The organism is Catenuloplanes sp. NPDC051500, from assembly GCF_044454585.1.
GTDB lineage: Bacteria > Actinomycetota > Actinomycetes > Mycobacteriales > Micromonosporaceae > Catenuloplanes.
This window is the reverse complement of record NZ_JBITDX010000002.1, coordinates 417,812-435,658: the sequence shown is the minus strand read 5'-3', so window position 1 is coordinate 435,658 and position 17,847 is coordinate 417,812. Positions and strand designations below refer to the sequence as shown.

General features: G+C 70.9%; 16 protein-coding genes. 7 read left to right on the top strand and 9 right to left on the bottom strand.

The features are described from left to right. Nucleotides 1-254: 254 nt before the first annotated feature. Together ACIA8K_RS04940 and ACIA8K_RS04935 are read left to right on the top strand one after the other, a co-directional pair. A complete protein-coding gene (locus ACIA8K_RS04940; RefSeq protein ID WP_396055056.1) occupies nt 255-1,394 on the top strand; it encodes a response regulator in 1,140 nt (379 codons plus the stop codon). 103 nt (nt 1,395-1,497) lie between these two features. Then, complete coding sequence (locus tag ACIA8K_RS04935) at nt 1,498-2,202, top strand: DUF6082 family protein (protein WP_396055054.1); 705 nt, start codon at nt 1,498-1,500, stop codon at nt 2,200-2,202. A gap of 22 nt (nt 2,203-2,224) precedes the next feature. On the opposite strand, the gene ACIA8K_RS04930 is transcribed toward ACIA8K_RS04935, so the two are convergent. After that, nucleotides 2,225-2,470: a hypothetical protein gene (locus tag ACIA8K_RS04930; RefSeq protein WP_396055052.1), complete on the bottom strand. Its 246-nt coding sequence runs from the start codon at nt 2,468-2,470 to the stop codon at nt 2,225-2,227. Nucleotides 2,471-2,723: 253 nt separating this feature from the next. On the opposite strand from ACIA8K_RS04930, the gene ACIA8K_RS04925 reads away from it, so the two are divergent. Both ACIA8K_RS04925 and ACIA8K_RS04920 read left to right on the top strand, forming a co-directional pair. Beyond that, nucleotides 2,724-3,488 carry an RNA polymerase sigma factor gene (locus ACIA8K_RS04925; protein WP_396055050.1) on the top strand — a complete coding sequence of 255 codons (765 nt, stop codon included), beginning with the start codon at nt 2,724-2,726 and terminating at the stop codon, nt 3,486-3,488. Beyond that, entirely contained in the window at nt 3,481-5,184 is a 1,704-nt protein-coding gene (locus tag ACIA8K_RS04920) for a hypothetical protein (protein WP_396055048.1), read from the top strand. The genes ACIA8K_RS04925 and ACIA8K_RS04920 overlap by 8 nt, the downstream gene beginning before the upstream one ends. A 90-nt stretch (nt 5,185-5,274) precedes the next feature. On the opposite strand, the gene ACIA8K_RS04915 is transcribed toward ACIA8K_RS04920, so the two are convergent. Then, nucleotides 5,275-5,943, bottom strand: a complete 669-nt coding sequence (locus ACIA8K_RS04915; RefSeq protein WP_396055046.1) for an MOSC domain-containing protein — start codon at nt 5,941-5,943, stop codon at nt 5,275-5,277. A gap of 119 nt (nt 5,944-6,062) precedes the next feature. After that, nucleotides 6,063-6,815, bottom strand: a complete 753-nt coding sequence (locus ACIA8K_RS04910) for an ROK family protein (RefSeq protein ID WP_396055044.1) — start codon at nt 6,813-6,815, stop codon at nt 6,063-6,065. A 53-nt stretch (nt 6,816-6,868) separates the two neighbouring features. On the opposite strand from ACIA8K_RS04910, the gene ACIA8K_RS04905 reads away from it, so the two are divergent. Then, the gene (locus ACIA8K_RS04905) at nt 6,869-7,525 is read left to right on the top strand and encodes an HAD family hydrolase (RefSeq protein ID WP_396055042.1); all 657 of its coding nucleotides are present in this window, start codon (nt 6,869-6,871) and stop codon (nt 7,523-7,525) included. 334 nt (nt 7,526-7,859) lie between these two features. On the opposite strand, the gene ACIA8K_RS04900 is transcribed toward ACIA8K_RS04905, so the two are convergent. The 5 genes from ACIA8K_RS04900 to ACIA8K_RS04880 all read right to left on the bottom strand — a co-directional run bounded on the left by ACIA8K_RS04900 (nt 7,860) and on the right by ACIA8K_RS04880 (nt 14,507). Next, nucleotides 7,860-9,212, bottom strand: coding sequence for a glycoside hydrolase family 6 protein (locus ACIA8K_RS04900; protein ID WP_396055040.1), 1,353 nt, complete (start codon nt 9,210-9,212; stop codon nt 7,860-7,862). A gap of 153 nt (nt 9,213-9,365) precedes the next feature. Next, a complete protein-coding gene (locus ACIA8K_RS04895; protein ID WP_396055038.1) occupies nt 9,366-10,115 on the bottom strand; it encodes a VOC family protein in 750 nt (249 codons plus the stop codon). Nucleotides 10,116-10,396: 281 nt separating this feature from the next. Continuing rightward, nucleotides 10,397-11,647 carry a cation:proton antiporter gene (locus tag ACIA8K_RS04890; protein ID WP_396055036.1) on the bottom strand — a complete coding sequence of 417 codons (1,251 nt, stop codon included), beginning with the start codon at nt 11,645-11,647 and terminating at the stop codon, nt 10,397-10,399. Next, nucleotides 11,647-12,318: an HAD family hydrolase gene (locus tag ACIA8K_RS04885; RefSeq protein ID WP_396055034.1), complete on the bottom strand. Its 672-nt coding sequence runs from the start codon at nt 12,316-12,318 to the stop codon at nt 11,647-11,649. The genes ACIA8K_RS04890 and ACIA8K_RS04885 overlap by 1 nt, the downstream gene beginning before the upstream one ends. A 41-nt stretch (nt 12,319-12,359) precedes the next feature. Beyond that, the gene (locus tag ACIA8K_RS04880; protein ID WP_396055032.1) at nt 12,360-14,507 is read right to left on the bottom strand and encodes a SpoIIE family protein phosphatase; all 2,148 of its coding nucleotides are present in this window, start codon (nt 14,505-14,507) and stop codon (nt 12,360-12,362) included. Nucleotides 14,508-16,206: 1,699 nt separating this feature from the next. Here ACIA8K_RS04880 and ACIA8K_RS04875 point away from each other — a divergent pair. Next, the gene (locus tag ACIA8K_RS04875; protein WP_396055030.1) at nt 16,207-17,109 is read left to right on the top strand and encodes a hypothetical protein; all 903 of its coding nucleotides are present in this window, start codon (nt 16,207-16,209) and stop codon (nt 17,107-17,109) included. 270 nt (nt 17,110-17,379) lie between these two features. Here ACIA8K_RS04875 and ACIA8K_RS04870 read toward each other — a convergent pair whose 3' ends face one another. Beyond that, nucleotides 17,380-17,583 carry a hypothetical protein gene (locus tag ACIA8K_RS04870; protein ID WP_396055028.1) on the bottom strand — a complete coding sequence of 68 codons (204 nt, stop codon included), beginning with the start codon at nt 17,581-17,583 and terminating at the stop codon, nt 17,380-17,382. Nucleotides 17,584-17,703: 120 nt separating this feature from the next. Between ACIA8K_RS04870 and ACIA8K_RS04865 the strand changes: the two genes are divergently transcribed. Beyond that, nucleotides 17,704-17,835: a hypothetical protein gene (locus tag ACIA8K_RS04865; RefSeq protein WP_396055026.1), complete on the top strand. Its 132-nt coding sequence runs from the start codon at nt 17,704-17,706 to the stop codon at nt 17,833-17,835. The last annotated feature ends 12 nt before the right edge of the window (nt 17,836-17,847 follow it).

Sequence of the window (17,847 nt, the reverse complement as noted above, 5' to 3'; positions counted from 1 at the left end):
CCGGCTCCTTGGGGGGGCCCCCCCCGCCCCCGCCCCCGCCCCCCCCCCCCGCCGCGAACACGCCGCTCGGGGCGCGGGGGGGGGGGGGGCGCCCCCGCCCCCCCCCCCCCGGGGGGGCGGGCCCCACCGCAATTGTGCCGTCCGGCTCCGGCGCCGAGAGACCGAGGTCGTGGGCGGTCGCGACGATCTGGAGGAACTCCCTGCCCACACCCCCAGCCCCACTTACAGTGAAATTTCGGCATAAAGGGGGCGGTGTGGGTAGGCGGATTCTCATGGTGGACGACGAGCCGCACATCCTGGACGCGTTCCGGCGCAGTCTGCACGGCCGGTACGAGCTGGACACCGCGAACTCCGGGCCGGAAGGTCTGGCGAAGACGCGCGGCACGGCCCGGCCGTATGCGGTGGCCGTCTCCGACATGCGCATGCCCGGCATGAGCGGCGCGGAGTTCCTGGCCGGCCTGCGCGAGGTCTCACCCGACACCGTGCAGATCATCCTCAGTGGCCAGGCCGAGCTGACCGACACGATCGCCGCGGTCAACGACGGCAACCTGTTCCGCTTCCTCACCAAGCCGTGCGAGCCGGCCGAGCTGTCCCGCGCGCTCGACGCCGCCCTGGAACAGCACCGCCTGCTGATGAGCGAGCGTGAGCTGCTTGAACGCACACTCGACGGCGCGGTCAAGGTGCTCACCGAACTGATGGCGGCCGCGCACCCGGTCGCGGCGGCCCGGACCGGCACTGTCACGGCGCTCACCGACGCCGCGATCTCCGCACTGCACCCGAAGGACACCTGGGAGCTGCGGATCGCGGCCATGCTCGGCCAGGTCGGGCTGATGGCGGTGCCGGCCGAGGTGATCGCGCAGGTGGTCGGCACCGCGGTCGAGGACGTCGACCAGGACGCGCTCGCCATGTACCGCGGGCACCCGCAGCTGTCCCGCGCGCTGATCGGCCGGATCCCGCGGCTGGAGCGCGTCGCGGCCTGGGTGGCGTCGCAGCCGGTCACGCTCGCGGAGGTGCGCGCGCCCACGCCGCTCGCCACCGAGGAGTCCGGCGGCGTGGCGAAGCAGATCTACGAGACCGTGACCGCGTTCGTGGTGGCCGTCGAGTCCGGGCTGGCGCCGGGCACCGCGGTGGTGGAGCTGGCGAAGAACCCGCGCTACCCGGCCGCTGTGCTCGATGCGGCGGTCCGGGCGTACCTGTCGGAGGATCTTCGCCGGCCGCGGCAGGTCAAGGGCAAGGAACTGCTTGTCGGGATGATGATGAACCAGGACGTGGTGACCAGTACCGGGATGACGCTTGTCCGGTCCGGTGAGGTGCTCACCGAGTCGACAGCCATCCGGCTGCGGCACTTCGCCGAGGGCGTGGGAGTGGTCGAGCCGATCAACGTGCTGGCCTGATCGGGTTGGCCACCCGGCGACGATCCCGTCCGCATCCTGATCTCCCTGCGTGTAGACGGCCTCGCTTACGGTGAGGTGAGTCGGCGGATGAGGGGCGGCGTGCATGGTGACGGGACGCGCGGGGCGCCGGCGTACCTCGATGCGCGGCGCCGTGGCCTTCGCGGTGCTGGCCGGCGTCCTGGCCGCCATGCTGCTGATCGTGGTGGCCGGCATCGCGGTGGTGGCGCTCGCCGAGAACCTGGAGACCTCGGCCTCGTGGAGCAGGTGGGCGAACGTCGGTGAGTCGTTCGGCGTGCTGGAGAGCCTGCTGTCCGGGCTCGCATTCCTCGCACTGGTGATCACGCTGTGGATCCAGTTCACCGAACTGCGCCTGCAGCGCACCGAGCTGCAACTGCAACGCGGCGCCATCGAGCGGTCCAACCAGGAGCTTCGCCGGGCCGCGGACGCGAGCATGCGGACCCTGCACCTGGACCTGGTCCGGATGAGCGTGGATGACGCCGCGCTCGCGGAGGTGTGGCCGGGCGGCGCGACGGTCGATGCCACGCTGCGGCGGCAGTACATCTTCGCCAACCTGATCTTCCAGCATTTCGCGCTCTCCACCCGATTGGCGGACCGCACCGACGACGAGATCCGCGGTGCGGTCCGGCACCTCTTCACCAGCCCGCTTATCCGCGCCTACTGGGAGTTCTCGGCGGTGGAGCGGGCCGCGATGCGCGGACTGGAGTCGGAGGCGCACGACCGGGTGGGCGACCTCGCGGACGAGGTCTGGCGCGAGCGGGCGTGGGAGGACCCGGCCAGAGCCGGGTGACCACGGCCACCCGGCCCGGCGGTTACAGAGCCAGCAGGTCAGGGAGCGCCGACAGCAGCGTTTCCCGGGTGATCACCACGATGCGCTCGTACGCGGCACGGCTGGCGTCCTCCGGCAGAACCGGCTCCAGATCCTCGGTGCGGTCAGTCCCGATCACCGCGAAGTCGCCGTCCGCAAGCAGGAACAGGTCCGGGCAGCTGGAGAACGCGAGAGAACCCCGCTGGCGCGGAGTGGTGCCGATACGCCGGACGATCTGGGTCGGGGTCATGCGATCCACCTGGCCTTCGTGTGGTGACTGTTGCTGTCGAACGGTGTGTAGACCGTTTCGAGCCACAGCCGTACCGTGAAAAGAATCTCCGGCGCCGTGGTTGTGCCGTCCGGATTTCTTCGCCTATGGAACCGCGACGTGATTTCCTTTCGGGTGAATTACCCGCGCTCCGGCGGGCTGGCCGTGCGAATTCCGGACCGAATCGCCTATGCCTCCATCGTAAACAATTCTCAGTCGTCCGATGGAGAGCACAATGGCCCGTCGATCCGCAGTTGACGATCCGGAGGAAGGCCAACGGCGTGACGAGGCGATCCCGTCACTCGACGAACAACCGTGGAGACTCTCGCCCGCGCAGGTCGAACTCGGCCTGACCAGCGCCGCGCACGGACCGTCCCTGCTGAGACGCCTGTTCTGCGAGGGTGCCCTGGCGGCCGACCGGGACAGTGTCTGGCACTACCTGTCCGAGCACGGGATCGCGCTGGTCAGGCATCTGGTCGACAGCGGCGAGATCTTCGCGAGGTTCTGCTACCTCACCGGCGGCGGAACACTGGGGCCGAACGTCCTTGCGGGCGCCGCCGTGGAGAGCGACCGGATGGAGCTCGCGGAAGAGGCGACCATCGAATGCCTGTCCACCTTCTTCGGCCGGCTGTCGGAGGGCCGCTGGCGCGCGGACGGTGGAGCGTCGCTGTACACCTATTTCACCAACGGCTGCATTCTGGCCGTCAAGAAGCCGTACCGGAGATTACTCGCGCGGATGCGAGAGATCCCGTTCGGCGACGAGGGTGATCGGTTCATTCCCGGAAGCGATCCCGATCCGGGGAACCGCATCGCCGAGCGGATCGACATCGAGCGGGTCAAGGCAGGTCTCCCCGAACGAGAGCGCACGGTCCTGGACATGCTGTCGGACGACGCGCTGAAGAAGGACATCGCAAAGAGGCTCGGGCTCACGTCCGAGAGCGTCCGGCGCATCTGCGGACGCTTGCGCAACCACCTGCGGAAGGGGGAGGACGATGATTGATCGGGAGAACGGCCTCGACGACGCCCTGCACGAGGCGCGCTGGGCGGACGCGGATGCGGCCGTCGCGGCGGGGAGGACGTACGTGCCCACGACGGAGCAGATCGCCTTCGTCATGGCCCGGGCACGTGCGGAGGGCGAGGCGGAGATGCGCTACTACATCGCCGTCGACCGCCTCCGGACCGGAGACCCGGGCCAGCGGGCAGAGGGCATGCGGGCCATGCGCGACCTGTTCCGCACCGAGGACCACCTGCGGCCGAGGATCATCGGCATGGTGCGCGAGGAGCCCGACCTGGTCCGCATGCTGCTCGAACCGTCGGCCCTCGGCCGCTTCGTCGACGCCTGCCGGAACGCGGTGGTGTCGGCGGTGCTCGCCACCCGCGTGTTCGTCTGCGGCCTGGCGGGCGGGCGACGGGTCGGGCGGCGCGGCACCTCACCTTGCCGCCCGGTGCTCTATGGACGGGTGCTGGCGATCTCCGGCGCGTTCGTGCTGCTCTTCGCGGTCTGCGTGGCCAGCGGCGCGGTTCCCGGCAGCGCCTCGAGGGTCGCCACGAATCTGTTGCAGGGCGGCGCCGCCCTCCTCGCCGGTCTGCTGTGTCTGCGTGCCGGTCGGCGGGCCGCCAGACCTGGCGCACACGCCGGGTACGCGTTGCCCTGGCGGCTGCTCGGCGCCGGGGTGCTGCTCTGGAGCGCGGGGCAGATGATCTGGACCTGGCTGGTGCACGTACGGGGCGACCTGGTGCCCTACCCGTCGCTTGCCGACGCCGGGTACCTCCCGTCGCTGATCCTGATCACCGCGGCGCTGCTGGCGTTCGGGCGCACCGAGCAGCGGCTCCGGATCACCATCGACGGGCTGATCATCGCGGCGTCGCTGTTCGGCATCTCCTGGACGTTCGTGCTGCGTGACGTGGTCGCCGGGGACAGTTCCTCGTGGCTCGTCCTGCTGGTCGCCTACCCGGTGGGAGACGTGATCAACGCGACGATCGTGCTCACCACGATCGCCCAGTCGCGGCGCTGCTCGACGCCGTACACGCTGATCGCGGCTGGCGTCGGCGCGCTGACCCTGGCCGACTCGGGCTTCCTCTACCTGGTCCAACGCCAGTCGTACGTCAACGGGAGTCTGATCGACCTGGGCTGGATCGGCGCCTTCCTGCTGATCGCGATCGCCGCCGCGCATCCGTCCGCCCCAGACCTGATCGGTATGCCCGCGCGGCACACGTCGATCGTCCGGATGGCCGTGCCCTACGTCGCCCTGGGGCTCTCGATGGCCACCGCCGTGTGGCAGCAACTGACCGGGAACGCGATCGGCGGTTTCCTGTTCTACAACGGCATCCTCGTGCTGGGCCTGATCAGCATCCGGCAGTTGCTGCTGCAGCGGGAGACCGCGGAGCAGCGGGCGAAGGCGGCGGAGGTGCTGTGCGACGATCTGATCGGCCGCCGGATCCGGCCGCTCTGGCGTGAGGCGACCGAGATCCACACGGAGGCGCTCACGCTCCGCGGCGCGTTCGAGGACCGGGAGGCGGCGGAGATCATCGCCGCCCGGACCCGGGCGCTTCAGGAGAAACTGGACCGGGTGAGCAGTGCGGCGGCGGACCGGGACCAGCAACTGGCCGCGCTGCTGACCTGCGGCCTCGACCAGGTGCCGGCGGATCCGCTCCGGCACATCCGGGCGTCGCGGGTCGGGCTGGGCAGACCCTGACGGTACGCGGCCGTCGTCCTGTGTTTCAGCGGACGGCGGCCGCGTACCCACGTGTGTCCGCCGGCGTCCGGTCGGTAGGGACGTCGAGGCTTAGAACAGGGTGGGGGTCGAGGCGGCGCGTGCGATGTACTTGCGGGCGTCCGCCAGGGTCTTCTCCGGAAGGGCGGGGGCGTCGAGCAGGCGGGGGAGCAGTGCGCGCTCGAGCGTCATCGCGCGGAAGGCGAGGGCGATGGTGACCTCGTGGTCGGGGCGGTGCTCGACGATGACCGGGTCGGTGGCGCGGACCGTGCCGGGGGAGAGGACGCGCAGGTAGGCGCCGGGGACGGCGGCGCGGGTGAAGGTCTTGAGCCAGCCGGGGACGTCCATCCAGCGGGCGAAGGTGTTGCACGGGATGCGCGGGACCGAGACCTCAAGCAGCACATCAGGCCCGATGCGCCAGCGCTCGCCGATCAGCGCGCCGGTGACGTCGACGCCGGCGGTGGTCAGGTTCTCGCCGAAGACGCCGCCGGGCAGGTCGCGGCCAAGGTCGGCGGCCCAGCGGTCCAGGTCCTCGCGGGCGTAGGCGTAGACGGCCTGGTCGTCGCCGCCGTGGTGCCGCTTGTCGAAGACCTCGTCGCCGGTGACGCCGCTGCCCAGGCCGCTCGCACGGTCGCCGGGCGCGCGGATCGGGACCGGGCCGTCGACCGGGCGCTTGTCGATGCCGGTATTGCGGAGCCTGCCCGGGTCCCGGCGGGGTACGGCGACGTTCACGGAGATCACGTGAGCGGCGGAGGAGCGATTTTCAACCAGTCGATCGGGCGCGCTCGGGTCCGGATGCGGTGGAAGAAGGCTCACGCGGGCAGCGTACACGCCCGCCGTACCCCGAAATGATCGTGAATTTAATGCACCTGCAGCGCCCAGGCCCGCACGCCGCCGACGATGCCTGCCGTGTTCGGCACGATCACCACGTCGTCGCCCATCCGCAGCAGCTGCTCCGGGATGATCCGCCGGGAGTTGCCGCCGCCGATGTAGAGGCGGTCCCAGAGGAAGACCGGGCGCAGGCCCTCGACCACGCGCGCCACCCGCCGCGACCAGAACGAGTCGCCGAGCCGGCGCCGCTCGTGCTCGCCGATGTAGGTGTCGTAGGACATCCCCCAGCGCACCGGGGCCTGCGAGAACTCCAGGTGCGGGGCCAGCCGCCCGCCGTCGAAGAGCGCGCAGCCGAGCCCGGTGCCGAGCGTCAGCACCAGCTCCAGGCCGGTGCCGGCGACCACACCCGCGCCGTGCACCTCCGCGTCGTTGAGCACGAGCGTGGGCACGTCGAACGCGGCGCCGAGCGCGGACCGGGCGTCGAAGTTCGCCCAGGCCTTGAGCAGCTCGGGGTCGATCCGGGTGCGCGGGCCGGCCCTGGTGATGTAGTGCGGCGTCGCGACCACCACGCCGTGCCGGATCATGCCGGGCATCCCCACCGTCACCCGGTCCGCTGGCGGAAGCTGATGGCTCAACTCCACGAGCGTCTTCACAAAAAGATCAGGCGGCAGGGGGTACGGGGTGGGGACGCGCAGCGGCTGAGCTCGCATCGTGCCGGACTCGTCCAGCACCGAAGCCTTGATACCACCGCCACCGCAGTCGATCGCCAGGGTCGTATGCACGTCGCCTAGTGTGCCAAGCCTTCATCGTGCCCGCGCTCTGGCAGTCTGTATTGATGATCCAAGCGGTGGTTTTCGACCTCGACGGCGTGCTTATCGACACCGAACCGGTGTGGGAGGAGGTCCGTCGCGGGCTGGTCGCCGAGTCCGGCGGTACCTGGGCGCCGGACGCGCAGCAGCGCCTGATGGGCATGAGCACCGGCGAGTGGTCCCGCTATCTGGCCGAGGACCTGGGCGTCGGCGGCACCCCTGAGGAGGTCGCGGCCGAGGTGCTGCGGCGGATGGCGGCGCGCTACGAGACCGCGCTGCCGCTGATCCCGGGCGCGGTGGAGGCGGTGCGGCGGATCGGCGCGGAGTACCGGCTTGCGGTGGCGAGTTCGTCCGCGCGCGTGCTGATCGACCACGTGCTGGCGGCGGCGGAGATCACCTCGCTGTTCGAGGCGACGGTGTCGACCGAGGAGGTCCCGCGCGGGAAGCCGGCGCCGGACGCGTATCTGACGGCGGCGGCGCGGCTCGGGATCTCACCCGGCCTGTGCGCGGCGGTGGAGGACTCGTCGAACGGGCTGCGCAGCGCGTCGGCGGCCGGGCTTGCGGTGGTGGCGATCCCGCAGCCGGCGTATCCACCGGCGGACGACGCGCTTGAGCGTGCGGACCGGGTGCTGACGTCGCTCGCGGAGCTGACGCCGGAGCTGATCGCCTCCCTGCGGGACTGAGCGCTGGCAACCGCGACCCACCCCGGCGGGCGGAGCTGTGGCCGGATCGTGCGCCTCCCGGGCGTACCCTCGGCGGATTTGATCTAGGCGCTGTATCGAAGTGGGACGCCGGGCTGCGGCGAGGCCCAGGCGCCGCCTGGCCGCACGTCGCAAACACCCACATACAACACCGGTATGAGGGCGTCCGCGCCGCGCACCCAGGCGACCCCTGGACCGCGCCTCGCTCCGACCCCCACTTCGATACAGCGCCTAGGTCTTGTTGTTGATCGTCTGGGGTCGTCGGGCGCCGGCCGAGGGGCGAATCCCGGCCGGCGCCCGGTATCCACACCGGGTTCTACGCGGGGGACGACGTGCAGGCCGTGCCGTTGAGCGTGAACGCGGTCGGTGCGGGATTCGTGCCGTTGTGGGTCGCCTGGAAGCCGGTGCTGATCGTGCCGCCGGCCGGGACCGCGCCGTTCCACGCGACGTTCGACGCGGTGAGCGTGGTGCCGCTCTGGGTCCAGGTGCCGTTCCAGCCGTTGGAGAGCGTGACCGCGCCGCCGACTGTGAACGCCACCCGCCACGAGCTGACCGCGGGGCCGTTGTTGGTGATCCGCAGGTCGGCGGTGAGGCCGGTCGACCACTGGTTGAGCGAGTACGTGACCGCGCAGGCACCGGTTCCGGGATTGCCGGGCGTCGGGCTCGCGGTGGTCGGCGTCGGGCTCGCGGTTCTCGTCGCGGTCGGGGTGACGACCGGGCCGGCCGCGAGCGCGAGGTCGTAGGCGCGCTGAGGGACGAACTGGCCCGCGCTCGCGATGCAGCCGTCCGCCTCGCCGGGCAGCTTGATCCAGAGGTAGGCGTCAAGGATCGGGTCGCTGACCGCGTTCGTCGACGGGATGCCGATCGCGCGCCCACCCGGGTCGCACCACTCGCTGCCGGCCGGGCCGTTGCCGTTGCGGCTGGTGTCGATGACGCCCTTGAGCGTGGAGTCGCCGGTCGCCGCGATCACCGCCTTGATGTAGGGGAGGGACTCGGCGTTGGTCCGGTAGTTCGAGACATTGACCGAGATGCCGTCCGCGCTGTTCGCGATGTCCGCGCGCACCAGTCGCGCCGCCATCTCGGCCGGCGCCAGCCAGGCCGAGTGCGCCGCGTCGAAGTAGACCTTGGCCTGGGCGGACGCGTTCTTGAGCGCCTTCCCGGCGTAGGCCATCGACGCGTAGACCTCGTTCTGCTGGGACTGGGTCTGGCAGCTGGTCATCTGGGCCAGCACGTCCGGCTCCAGGATGATCGCGGCGGGCCTGCCCCGGAGACCCGCGGCCACCTGGTCCACCCAGGCGCGGTAGGCCGCGTGGTTCGGCAGGCCGCCGCCGCTGGCACCGCTGCAGTCCCGGTTCGGGATGTTGTAGACGACAAGGATCGGGATCTTCCCGGCCGCCGCGGCCGCGCCGACGAACGCGTCGACCTCGCCCGCGACCGTGCCCGGGTTGTTCTGCGTGTACCACCGGGGCTGCGGCACGCTCGCTATCCGGTCGCGGATCACCGCGGCGCGGGAGTCGTTCGGGTTCGCGGCGGCCCACTCGGCGGCCTGCGTCTCCGGGTCGACGTAGTAGGGCGATTCGGCGGCGTTCGCCGGGGTGGTGACGAACAGGCCGAGCGTTGCCGCTGCCGCGGCCGCCGCGGTTGCCGCCAGGGCGGATCTGAGGCGCATGGGTGCTCCTGGAGATGGTGGGTTCAGGGACCGACGGGAGCGCTCCCATGAACTTACATATCAAAGAGCATCAATGCAAAGTTTCGAGGGTACGAAAAAGTCCGTCGCCCCCACGGTGCAGCGCGGGGGCGACGGACTTGATGGTGGTGAGGGTCAGGCGTGCATCTCCGGCAGGAAGCTGATCACGCCGAATTCCGCGCCGGACGGGTCGGCCAGGATCGCGTAGGCGCCCATTGTCGCGGCCCGCATGCCGGCCACCACGGAACCGCCGAGCGCCACGCAGCGGCCCGCGGTCGTCGCCACGTCCTCCGCCTCGAAGCAGGTCAGCCAGCGGGCGGTGCCCTCGGTGGTGCGCATGCCCGCGACGGTGCGCGCGCTGCTCGTGACGAACTCGGAGTACTGCACGCCGGGCGCGTACTCCATGTTCTGCTCGGTCCAGTGGAAGATCTTGCCGTAGAAGGACGAGATCGTCTCCGGGCTGGGCGAGCTGAGCTCGAACCAGCAGGACGCGCCCGGCTCCTCGTTGATCTGGGCGCCGCCGAAGGCGCTCTTCTTCTCGAACGCGCCGAAGACCGCGCCGTCCGGGTCGGCGAAGAGTGCGCCGAGGCCACCGTTCGGCATCTCGTGCGCGGGGCGGAGCACTGTGCCACCGGCGTCCGCCACCAGAACCGACACGGCCTCGATGTCCTCGACCGCGACGTAGGTCGCCCAGGTGCTGCCGGTCACGCCCGGAGTGGCGTCCACGTCGGACAGTCCGGCGGCCGCGAGATCGCGCAGGCGGAACGTGTGGTCGTCCGTCTTCCAGCCGAAGAGTTCGCCGTAGAACGCTGTAGCGTCGGCGGACTCCTCTCCAATGAGTTCAGCCCAGCACGGGGTGCCCTCTGGGTAGCCTCTGACTCGCACCGCCAACCTCCTTCTTGCGTCACTCTGCGTGATTCACCTGTGCAAACTCTTGCGAAGTCGAGGGCTACTAAGCATCCACAGTGACGGGTTGCGCACAGTGTCCGCGTCGTTGTGTCAACGGCTCCGGTTGATGTCCACCTTACGTGTTGCTATCACGCAGAGCTACAGAAGTTGGGTCTGAAATCGGTCACCTCACACGAGAAAGCTCCTCAATGCTCACGAGGAGTTACGTGTAGGGTGCATCGAGTGGCTTCTTGATCGCACGCGTCACCTGCACGTTCCTAGTGCACGTGCGAGCGCTCGTGCATGCGATCGAGCTTTTCCATTACCGGCGTGGCCGCTACACCGTGTAGCACCACCGAGATGATGACGACGAAGCCGGCGGTAGCCCAGAGCAACGATGCGCCGGGGATCTCCGCGTGCCCCATCGCGTACGCGAGGTAGAAGAACGTGCCGATCCCGCGTATGCCGAACAGGCCCACCACCCAGTGCTCCGCGCGGTGCCCCGGCGCCCCGATCAGCGACAACCGGCCGGCCAGCGGGCGGATGACAAACACAAGCGCCAGGCCGACCGCAACCGCGCCCCAGGTCAGCGGCGCCAGCAGGCCGTCCACCACGGCGCCGCCGAGCAGCAGCAACAGCAGCACTGTCAGCAGCCGCTCGATCTGCTCGGAGAAGTCATGCAGCACCTGGTGGTACTCGTGGCCGTGCTCGGCGTGCCGGATCGTGTGCGCGGCGACGAAGACCGCGAGGAAGCCGTACCCGCCGATCAGCTCGACCGCGCCGTAGGCCAGGAACGTGGCGGCGAGCGCCATCAGACCCTCCGCGTGCGTGGCCGGCCGCACCTCCTCCGGCAGCGCCCGGAAGAACATCTTGCCGAGCAACCAGCCGATCCCGACGCCACCGGCGACGCCCGCGAGGATCCGCCAGCCGACGTCCACAAGGGCCCACTCGCCGAACGAGGCCCAGGTCAGCCCCGGGATGGCGACCAACGCCAGCGCCACGAACGGGAACGCGAGCCCGTCGTTGAGCCCTGCTTCCGCGGTGAGCGAGAACCGGACCTCGTCCTCCGAGTCCTCCTCATCTGTCGGCTCGCCTACCTGCACCTCCGCGGCCAGCACCGGGTCCGTCGGCGCGAGTGCGCCGCCGAGCAGCAGCGCGGCGGCCGGGACCATCCCGGCCCAGGCCCAGCCCAGGAACGCGACAGCGGCGATCGTCAGCGGCATCGCCACGATCAGCAGGCGCCACACGGCCGACCAGCCCCGCAGACTCAACGGCCTGTCGATCTTCAGGCCGGCGCCCATCAACGCGACGAGCACACCGACCTCGGTCAGATGTTTCGTGATCTCCGGATGTTCCAGCGGGTGCAGATCGGGCAACGGCAGCGGCAACGCGAACACAAGCATGCCCAGGCCGAGGAACGCGATCGGCATCGAGATCGGCCGCCGCTCCACCACCCGGGGCAGCACACCGGCCAGCAGCGCGCCGGCCCCGAACAGTGCGAACGCGACGTCGGCGGTCTCTACAGCCATCAGCGCAGCAGTCCCAGCGGAGACTCGTCCAGCGCGGCAAGCAGGCTCGCCGGGTCCTCGTACACCGCTACCGCACCCGCGCCGGCCAGCTCACCCTTGCTGGTGCCACCGCAGGTCAGGCCGGTGCACGGGATGTCCAGCCGGCCCGCGGCCGCCACGTCCCAGACCGAGTCGCCGACGAAGACCGCACGCGCCGGATCGACGCCCGACTGCGCAAGCGCCGCCTCCAGGATGTCCGGCGCCGGCTTGCTCGAGTCCGCATCCGCCGACGAGGTGGCCGCCGTGATCGCGTCGTCCGCGTCAAGCACCTTCCGCAGCACGTCCAGCTCGGCCTCGTCGGCCGAGGAGGCCAGCACGACGACCAGGCCGCGCTCCGCGCACGCGAACAGCAGCTCCCGCGCGCCGGGCAGCAGCCTCAGCCGGTCGTGGTAGCCCGCGTACAGCGCCCGGTGCGTCTCCCGCAGCACGTCGTCCTGCCGGACGTCCCGGTCCTCGCCCAGAAGGTGTCCCGGAATCCGGTCGCCGCCCATGCCCACCGCCCGGTGCACCGCGGCCATCGGCACGTCGTGCCCGCACTCCCGTAACGCCGACCACCAGCAGACGGTATGGAGGTAGGTCGTGTCGACCAACGTTCCGTCCACGTCGAAAAGCACACCGCGCCTGTCACCCATGACAGGCCCATACCCCCGAACCCGGGGGGTCTATGCGGGCTCTATTCGGAGAGGAGGATCTCGAACCAGACGGTGGAGCCGCGAACCGTGGGATCGGTGCCCCAGGCGTCGCTCATCTCCTCGATCAGGCCGAGGCCGCGACCCCGGCTGCTGAGCATGTCGGTGTGGGCGCGGGTGACAGTGCCGCGGGTGCCGCTGTCCTGGACCGAGACGAGCAGGCGCTCCGGCGTGAGATCGATGTGGACGCGGGCGGCGGTGCCCGCGTGCAACAACGCGTTGGTCGTCAGCTCGCTCGTGCAGAGGACCGCGGCGCCGATCACGGCCTCCGGCACCTCCCACGTGGTGAGCTGCGCGGTCATCCAGTGGCGGACCCGGCCGGGCATGGTGGGCTCAGGCGGCACGTTCATCGTCGCGGCGCGGCTCGGACTTGTCGCGTACTCCACCGCGAGCACCGCCACGTCGTCCTCGGTGGCGCCGGCGACCGCGGACGTGGCAAGCGCGCACAGGTTGCGCGGATCGCCGCTCGTCGCCTCCGAGACGGACTTGGCCAGCGCGGCCAGGCCGTCGTCCAGCTCACGCCGGCGACGCTCGATCACGCCGTCACTGAAGAGCAGAATGGTGTCGCCCGGCGACAGCACCGTGGTCAGCACCCGGTGCGCGCCGCCCAGACCGAGCGGAGTGCCGGTGGGTACGTCCAGGTAGCCGACGCTCGCGTGCTGCCCCTCCGCGCTGGCATGCCGGATCAGCGGCGCGGGATGCCCCGCGGACGCAAGCGTCAACCGGCCGTCGCGCTGATCAAGCAGGCCGTAGGCGACCGTGACGAACAACTCGTGCGACCGGGTGCCGGTGCCGAGCATGCCGACCAGCTTGTCCAGGCCGGCGAGGACCACCACCGGGTCGGAGTTGGCAAGCGCCAGCGCCCGCAGCGCGGCCCGGACCTGGCCCATCAGCGCGGCCGCGTGCATGTCGTGGCCGGCCACGTCGCCGAGCACGATCGCGAGCCGGCCGTCCGGGATCACGAAGGCGTCGTAGAAGTCGCCACCTGCCGCGCTGCCGTCGATGCCCGGGTCGTACCGGGCGGCCACCCGGAACCGGTCCAGGTTCGGCAGGTGCTCGGGGAGCATGCTGCGCTGCAACAACTGCGCGGTGCCGTGCTGCGTCTCGAACCGGCGGGCTCGCTCCGCGGCCTGGCCGATCAGCTCCGCCGCCGCGTCCAGCTGGGCGCGCTCGGCCGGCAGCCAGAGGTGCGCGTGCCGGCGGCCGAAGGTCAGCGCTCCGCGCAACGAGTGGGTACGCAACGGGATCGCCGCCATCGCCCGCTGACGCTGATCGTGCCGGTCCGCCGCGACGTCGCGAAGCGGCTGGCCGTCCTCGGTGAACGCGGCCTCACCGGAGCCGGCCGCCTGGGCCAGCGGGCTGGGGGAGTCGAGCGGCAGCCGGCGCCAGAGCGGGGGCAGCCGCTCGTCCGCCTCGTCGAGCAGCTCACCGCGCACCCGGCGGACCACGCGCCACGCGCTCGCGTCGTCCACGCCGAACGTCACGTGGTCGACGTCGAACGCGCTCAGGCCGTACCGCAGCGCGACCCGGGCCACGTCGTCGAGCGTGAGCGCGCTGGCCAGCGCGCCGGTCAGCTCGCTCAGGCTCTGCAGCCGGCTGGTCGCCTCGGTGGTCTCGGTGGCGACCGTGAGCACGCCGATCGTCCGGCCGGCGGTGTCCTTGACCGCGGAGCAGCCACGGGTGAACACCGCCTGGCCCGGCTCGCCCGCGGTGGACCGCAGGACCAGGCCGACAGACGTCTCCGCCTCGCGGAACGGCTCCCCGGTCCGGTAGACGCGGTCGATCACGTCGCCGACGCCGGGCATCGTCCAGGCCTCTTCGAAGACCTCCGCGGCGGGGCGGCCGAACGAATCCGGATGCCGGTGCCCGAGGATCACCGCGAACGCGTCGTTGTAGATCAGCGTGTATGCGTCGCCGTACGCGAGCGACATCGCGACAGGCGAGCCGACGATCAGGTCGATCGTCGCGCGCAACGCCGGATCCCACCCCTCGGGCGGGCCGAGCGGCGAATCGTGCCACGGGTGGCCGGCTACCAGGTCCGCCGCCGTTCGCGAGACACGCGCCTCCCCCGCCTGGCCCCCGACGAGCGCCGATGGGGAGGCGGAGACTGCCCGGACGACTGCGCCTGCCATGTGATGAGCGTATCCGGGGTCATCCGATCGGGCGATCGGGTCCCGGCCTGTTCGGGGGAGGGGGTAGCGCAGGGTGACTGATCGTGACGCTGTGCGCGTCTCAAAGATGAAGGTCGCTCATTTGACTGATTGTTTACAGATCACTCTGTCTTAGGTTCGTCTTAAGGCTTGTGGGTACGCCGACAACGGTGCCTATAGTCGGCGCGTGACCGAACTCGGGCCTGTTGGGGATGCCGCGCCCACGCCGCCGCGCAGCCCCGTTGGCGTGCTCGAATTCGTCGCGGCGATGCAGCAGTTCGACTCCTCCGTGATCGGGGACGTCATTTTTGAGGTGGCGGCGCGAAATGCGACACTCCCGCCTTCGCCTTTCCTGATTCCCGCCGCAAGCCCCACTGTCCGATGGGCTGCAGTGGGCGAATTGCCACTAATGACGGACCCGGCCGATGTCGGAATCTCGACCAGTAGATCATCACTGGCCGTAGCCGGTAGGGAGACCGCAGGTTCCCAGCGTGTGGAATCGCGGCCGAACCGGGTTCCGGCGTTCCGGGCCGCACGGCGCGACGGCCACGGGCAGGCCCCGGAACCCGTACCCCGGATCGCGGCTCCTGGTAGTGAACCTTCCGGATCGCGCGACTCGAAGGAAACGCTGACCGGGGCGCACCAGACTTCGGATCCACAGGCACACAGACCGTCGGCGGAGCCGGCGGACCGACACGGAACAGCGGCCGCGGGAGCGGCTGTGGCACCACCGGCCGCGGCAGACCATGCCGACGAAACGGCCGCAGGCACGGCGCCGGGGACCGGCGGCGGACAGGGCGCGACGTTCGCTGAAGGGGGCGCAGAGGTGCTTGCCAACGATCCAGACAACACGACCTCAAACCAGACCGCGACCACACCGACTACCGAACAGACAGGTGGCGTACCCGCTCAGCGGCGTCCGGCTGCCGGTGCGGGGGCGGAGGCGGGTGCGGGCTCGGACGCGGCCCCGGCTTCGGCCTCGGCCTCGGACGGCGAGGGCGGGGGGAGTTCCGCGGCAGGGGGGAGCGCTGATCGGAGTGCCGCGACGGGCGAGAGTTCCGTCGGCGGCGGCTGCGCCGATGCCAGGGGTGACGCGGCGACGGTTGACGGTGCGGCGGCTGACGGTGCGACGAAGGTCGATGTCGCTGTGCAGCCCGAAGCTGTTGGCGAGGCGATGCCCGCTATCGCTTCGGAACCTGGGACCGTCACGGCTGAACCCGAGCACGACGCGGCTGAGACCGAGAACAGTGCGGAAACCCGATCCGGCGCCCGCGACGGTTCGACATCCGAGACCGTCGCCGGGCAAACGGAAGACTCCGCTGAGCCGAAGTCCGAGGTCAGGCCGAAGCCCGAGGTCGAGTCCGAGGTCGCGCCCAAGTCTGAGGCCGAGCCCCGGGCAGCGCCAAAGGCCGAGGCTGAGTCCGAGTCAAAGTCTGAGGGCGCGCCAGAGGCTGAGTCTGCGGCCGAACCCGGGGCTAAGTCCGGGGCCATGGCTGAGCCTGCGGCCGAGCCCGAGCCCGAGCCCGAGCCCGAGCCCGAGCCCGAGCCTAAGTCTGAGGCCGAGGCTAAGTCTGAGGCCGGGGCCGAGTCTGAGGCTAAGGCCGGGGCCGGGGCCGGGGCCGGGGCTGAGGCTGAGGCCAAGTCTGGAGTCGAGGCTGAAGACCTGACCGTGGTGATCGGCATGGTGGCGGTGGCATCCGAGGAGTTCGGGTTCGAGGAGGACGAGTCCGAGCAGACCGGGGAGATCGTTCTTCTCGTGCCGCACGACGAGTCGGAGACCACCGGGGAGATCGTGCTGCGGACGGCCCAGGCGCGGACCGAGCCCGACACCGCGCTCGACGACGGCACCGGGCCCGACGCCGCGACCGGCCCTTCCGATGAGGCCGCGCCCGACGAGGTGGACGTGAGCGAGCCCGGGACCGGCACGACGGAGCCGCCGCACGCCGCTCCGTCCGCTGGAAACGCGCTGACCGGGGCCTCCGGAGTGCATCCCGTGTTGACCACGGCTTCCGGTTCGTATCCGGTCGTGCGGCGGCCCACCGGGGCGTATCCGGTGCTCAGGGAGCCGACCGGCGGATATCCCGTGATCAACTCAGCGCTTACCGGGGCGTCCGGCGCCTACCTGTCGCTCAACGGGAACTCGGCCGCTTACGCCGCGCTGAACCGGGCGTCCGGCGCCTACCCGGTGGTCGCGGCGGACGAGGACGGCCGGGCTGTCGGCGCGGCACGTGTCATCGGGCCGCCGCGCCGCTTCGTGGGCTCCGCGGCCGCGGACATCTCGGCGAAGCAGGCGGTGCTGCGCCGCAGTGACGCCTGGTTGGCGCTGGCGATCGTGGCGGTGGCGGCGGTGGTGATCGTGCTTGTCGCCTACGCGGTCGCGACGACGCTCAACCCGTCCGCGGGGGAGCAGGTCGTGCAGCCACCGGCCGCCACGGCGAACGCCACCGGCGCCCCGGCGGCCGACGTCGCCGAGAACGCCGCTGTGCCGGAGAGCGGCCTCGGCGCCGCGGCGCGCACCACCGGAACAGGGCCGGCACCGAACGCCCAGCCCGCTGCGAACTCCCGCACCACGGGCGACGGCTAGGACGCCACGCCGACGGTCAGGAACGCCACGCCGACGCAGCCGCCGCTGGCCTCGGACTTCACCGACTACGCGGCACCGCGTCCGGACTCACCGGCCGCCCGCCCGGCGGCTGGTGACATGCCCAGGGAAGGATCGGCGATCCGGGCTGCCTCGCCGTGCGAGTGTGTGCCGCCTGCCAGCGGAGACGTCGCCACGACGAGGATCAGCGGCCCGGATCGGCGGAGCCGCCCCGGTGCGGGATGAGCTCCTGCCGTACCGTGGCGGGATTTTTTATTCTTGGGTTTGGGGCCTGCGGCGCTCGGAGTCGTCGGCGATGATGACGACCGCGACGAGCATGGCGACGACCACGGCGAAGAGCCAGGAGGCGTCGGTGGTCAGGCTGGCCGAGACCGGCGCGTGGAGGGCTGCGATGACGAAGCCGATCCAGGCGATGCGCCGCTGCCTCGAGGTGAGGAATCCGGTGACGTGCTGCATCCGAAACAGTCTGCCCGCTGATTGCCGGGTCACACTCACCCTTTCGGCCGATCTCTATACCTCCGTCCGGTCGATATGGGATTGAGTCGATCTTCGCCCTGGCGGGGTGTGCCGGGTGGTATGCGGACAGTGCTGACGGCGCCTGTGGCGGGCGGCTCCGGGCTCGGTCCGGCGGACTGGGACATGGCGGCTGACCTGTGCGACATGCAGGTGCTCGCGGGCGTCTCGGGGTTCACGTTCGGCCGCCGCTGAGTACCAGGCAAG

Excerpts from the sequence above, each read along its gene's own strand:
- ACIA8K_RS04890 (WP_396055036.1), bottom strand. The coding sequence starts at position 11,647 with ATGGCTGTAGAGACCGCCGACGTCGCGTTCGCACTGTTCGGGGCCGGC.
- ACIA8K_RS04875 (WP_396055030.1), top strand. The coding sequence starts at position 16,207 with ATGGTGGCGGTGGCATCCGAGGAGTTCGGGTTCGAGGAGGACGAGTCC.
- ACIA8K_RS04925 (WP_396055050.1), top strand. The coding sequence starts at position 2,724 with ATGGCCCGTCGATCCGCAGTTGACGATCCGGAGGAAGGCCAACGGCGT.
- ACIA8K_RS04865 (WP_396055026.1), top strand. The coding sequence starts at position 17,704 with ATGCGGACAGTGCTGACGGCGCCTGTGGCGGGCGGCTCCGGGCTCGGT.
- ACIA8K_RS04900 (WP_396055040.1), bottom strand. The coding sequence starts at position 9,212 with ATGCGCCTCAGATCCGCCCTGGCGGCAACCGCGGCGGCCGCGGCAGCG.
- ACIA8K_RS04870 (WP_396055028.1), bottom strand. The coding sequence starts at position 17,583 with ATGCAGCACGTCACCGGATTCCTCACCTCGAGGCAGCGGCGCATCGCC.
- ACIA8K_RS04920 (WP_396055048.1), top strand. The coding sequence starts at position 3,481 with ATGATTGATCGGGAGAACGGCCTCGACGACGCCCTGCACGAGGCGCGC.
- ACIA8K_RS04935 (WP_396055054.1), top strand. The coding sequence starts at position 1,498 with ATGGTGACGGGACGCGCGGGGCGCCGGCGTACCTCGATGCGCGGCGCC.
- ACIA8K_RS04905 (WP_396055042.1), top strand. The coding sequence starts at position 6,869 with ATGATCCAAGCGGTGGTTTTCGACCTCGACGGCGTGCTTATCGACACC.
- ACIA8K_RS04880 (WP_396055032.1), bottom strand. The coding sequence starts at position 14,507 with ATGGCAGGCGCAGTCGTCCGGGCAGTCTCCGCCTCCCCATCGGCGCTC.
- ACIA8K_RS04885 (WP_396055034.1), bottom strand. The coding sequence starts at position 12,318 with ATGGGTGACAGGCGCGGTGTGCTTTTCGACGTGGACGGAACGTTGGTC.
- ACIA8K_RS04930 (WP_396055052.1), bottom strand. The coding sequence starts at position 2,470 with ATGACCCCGACCCAGATCGTCCGGCGTATCGGCACCACTCCGCGCCAG.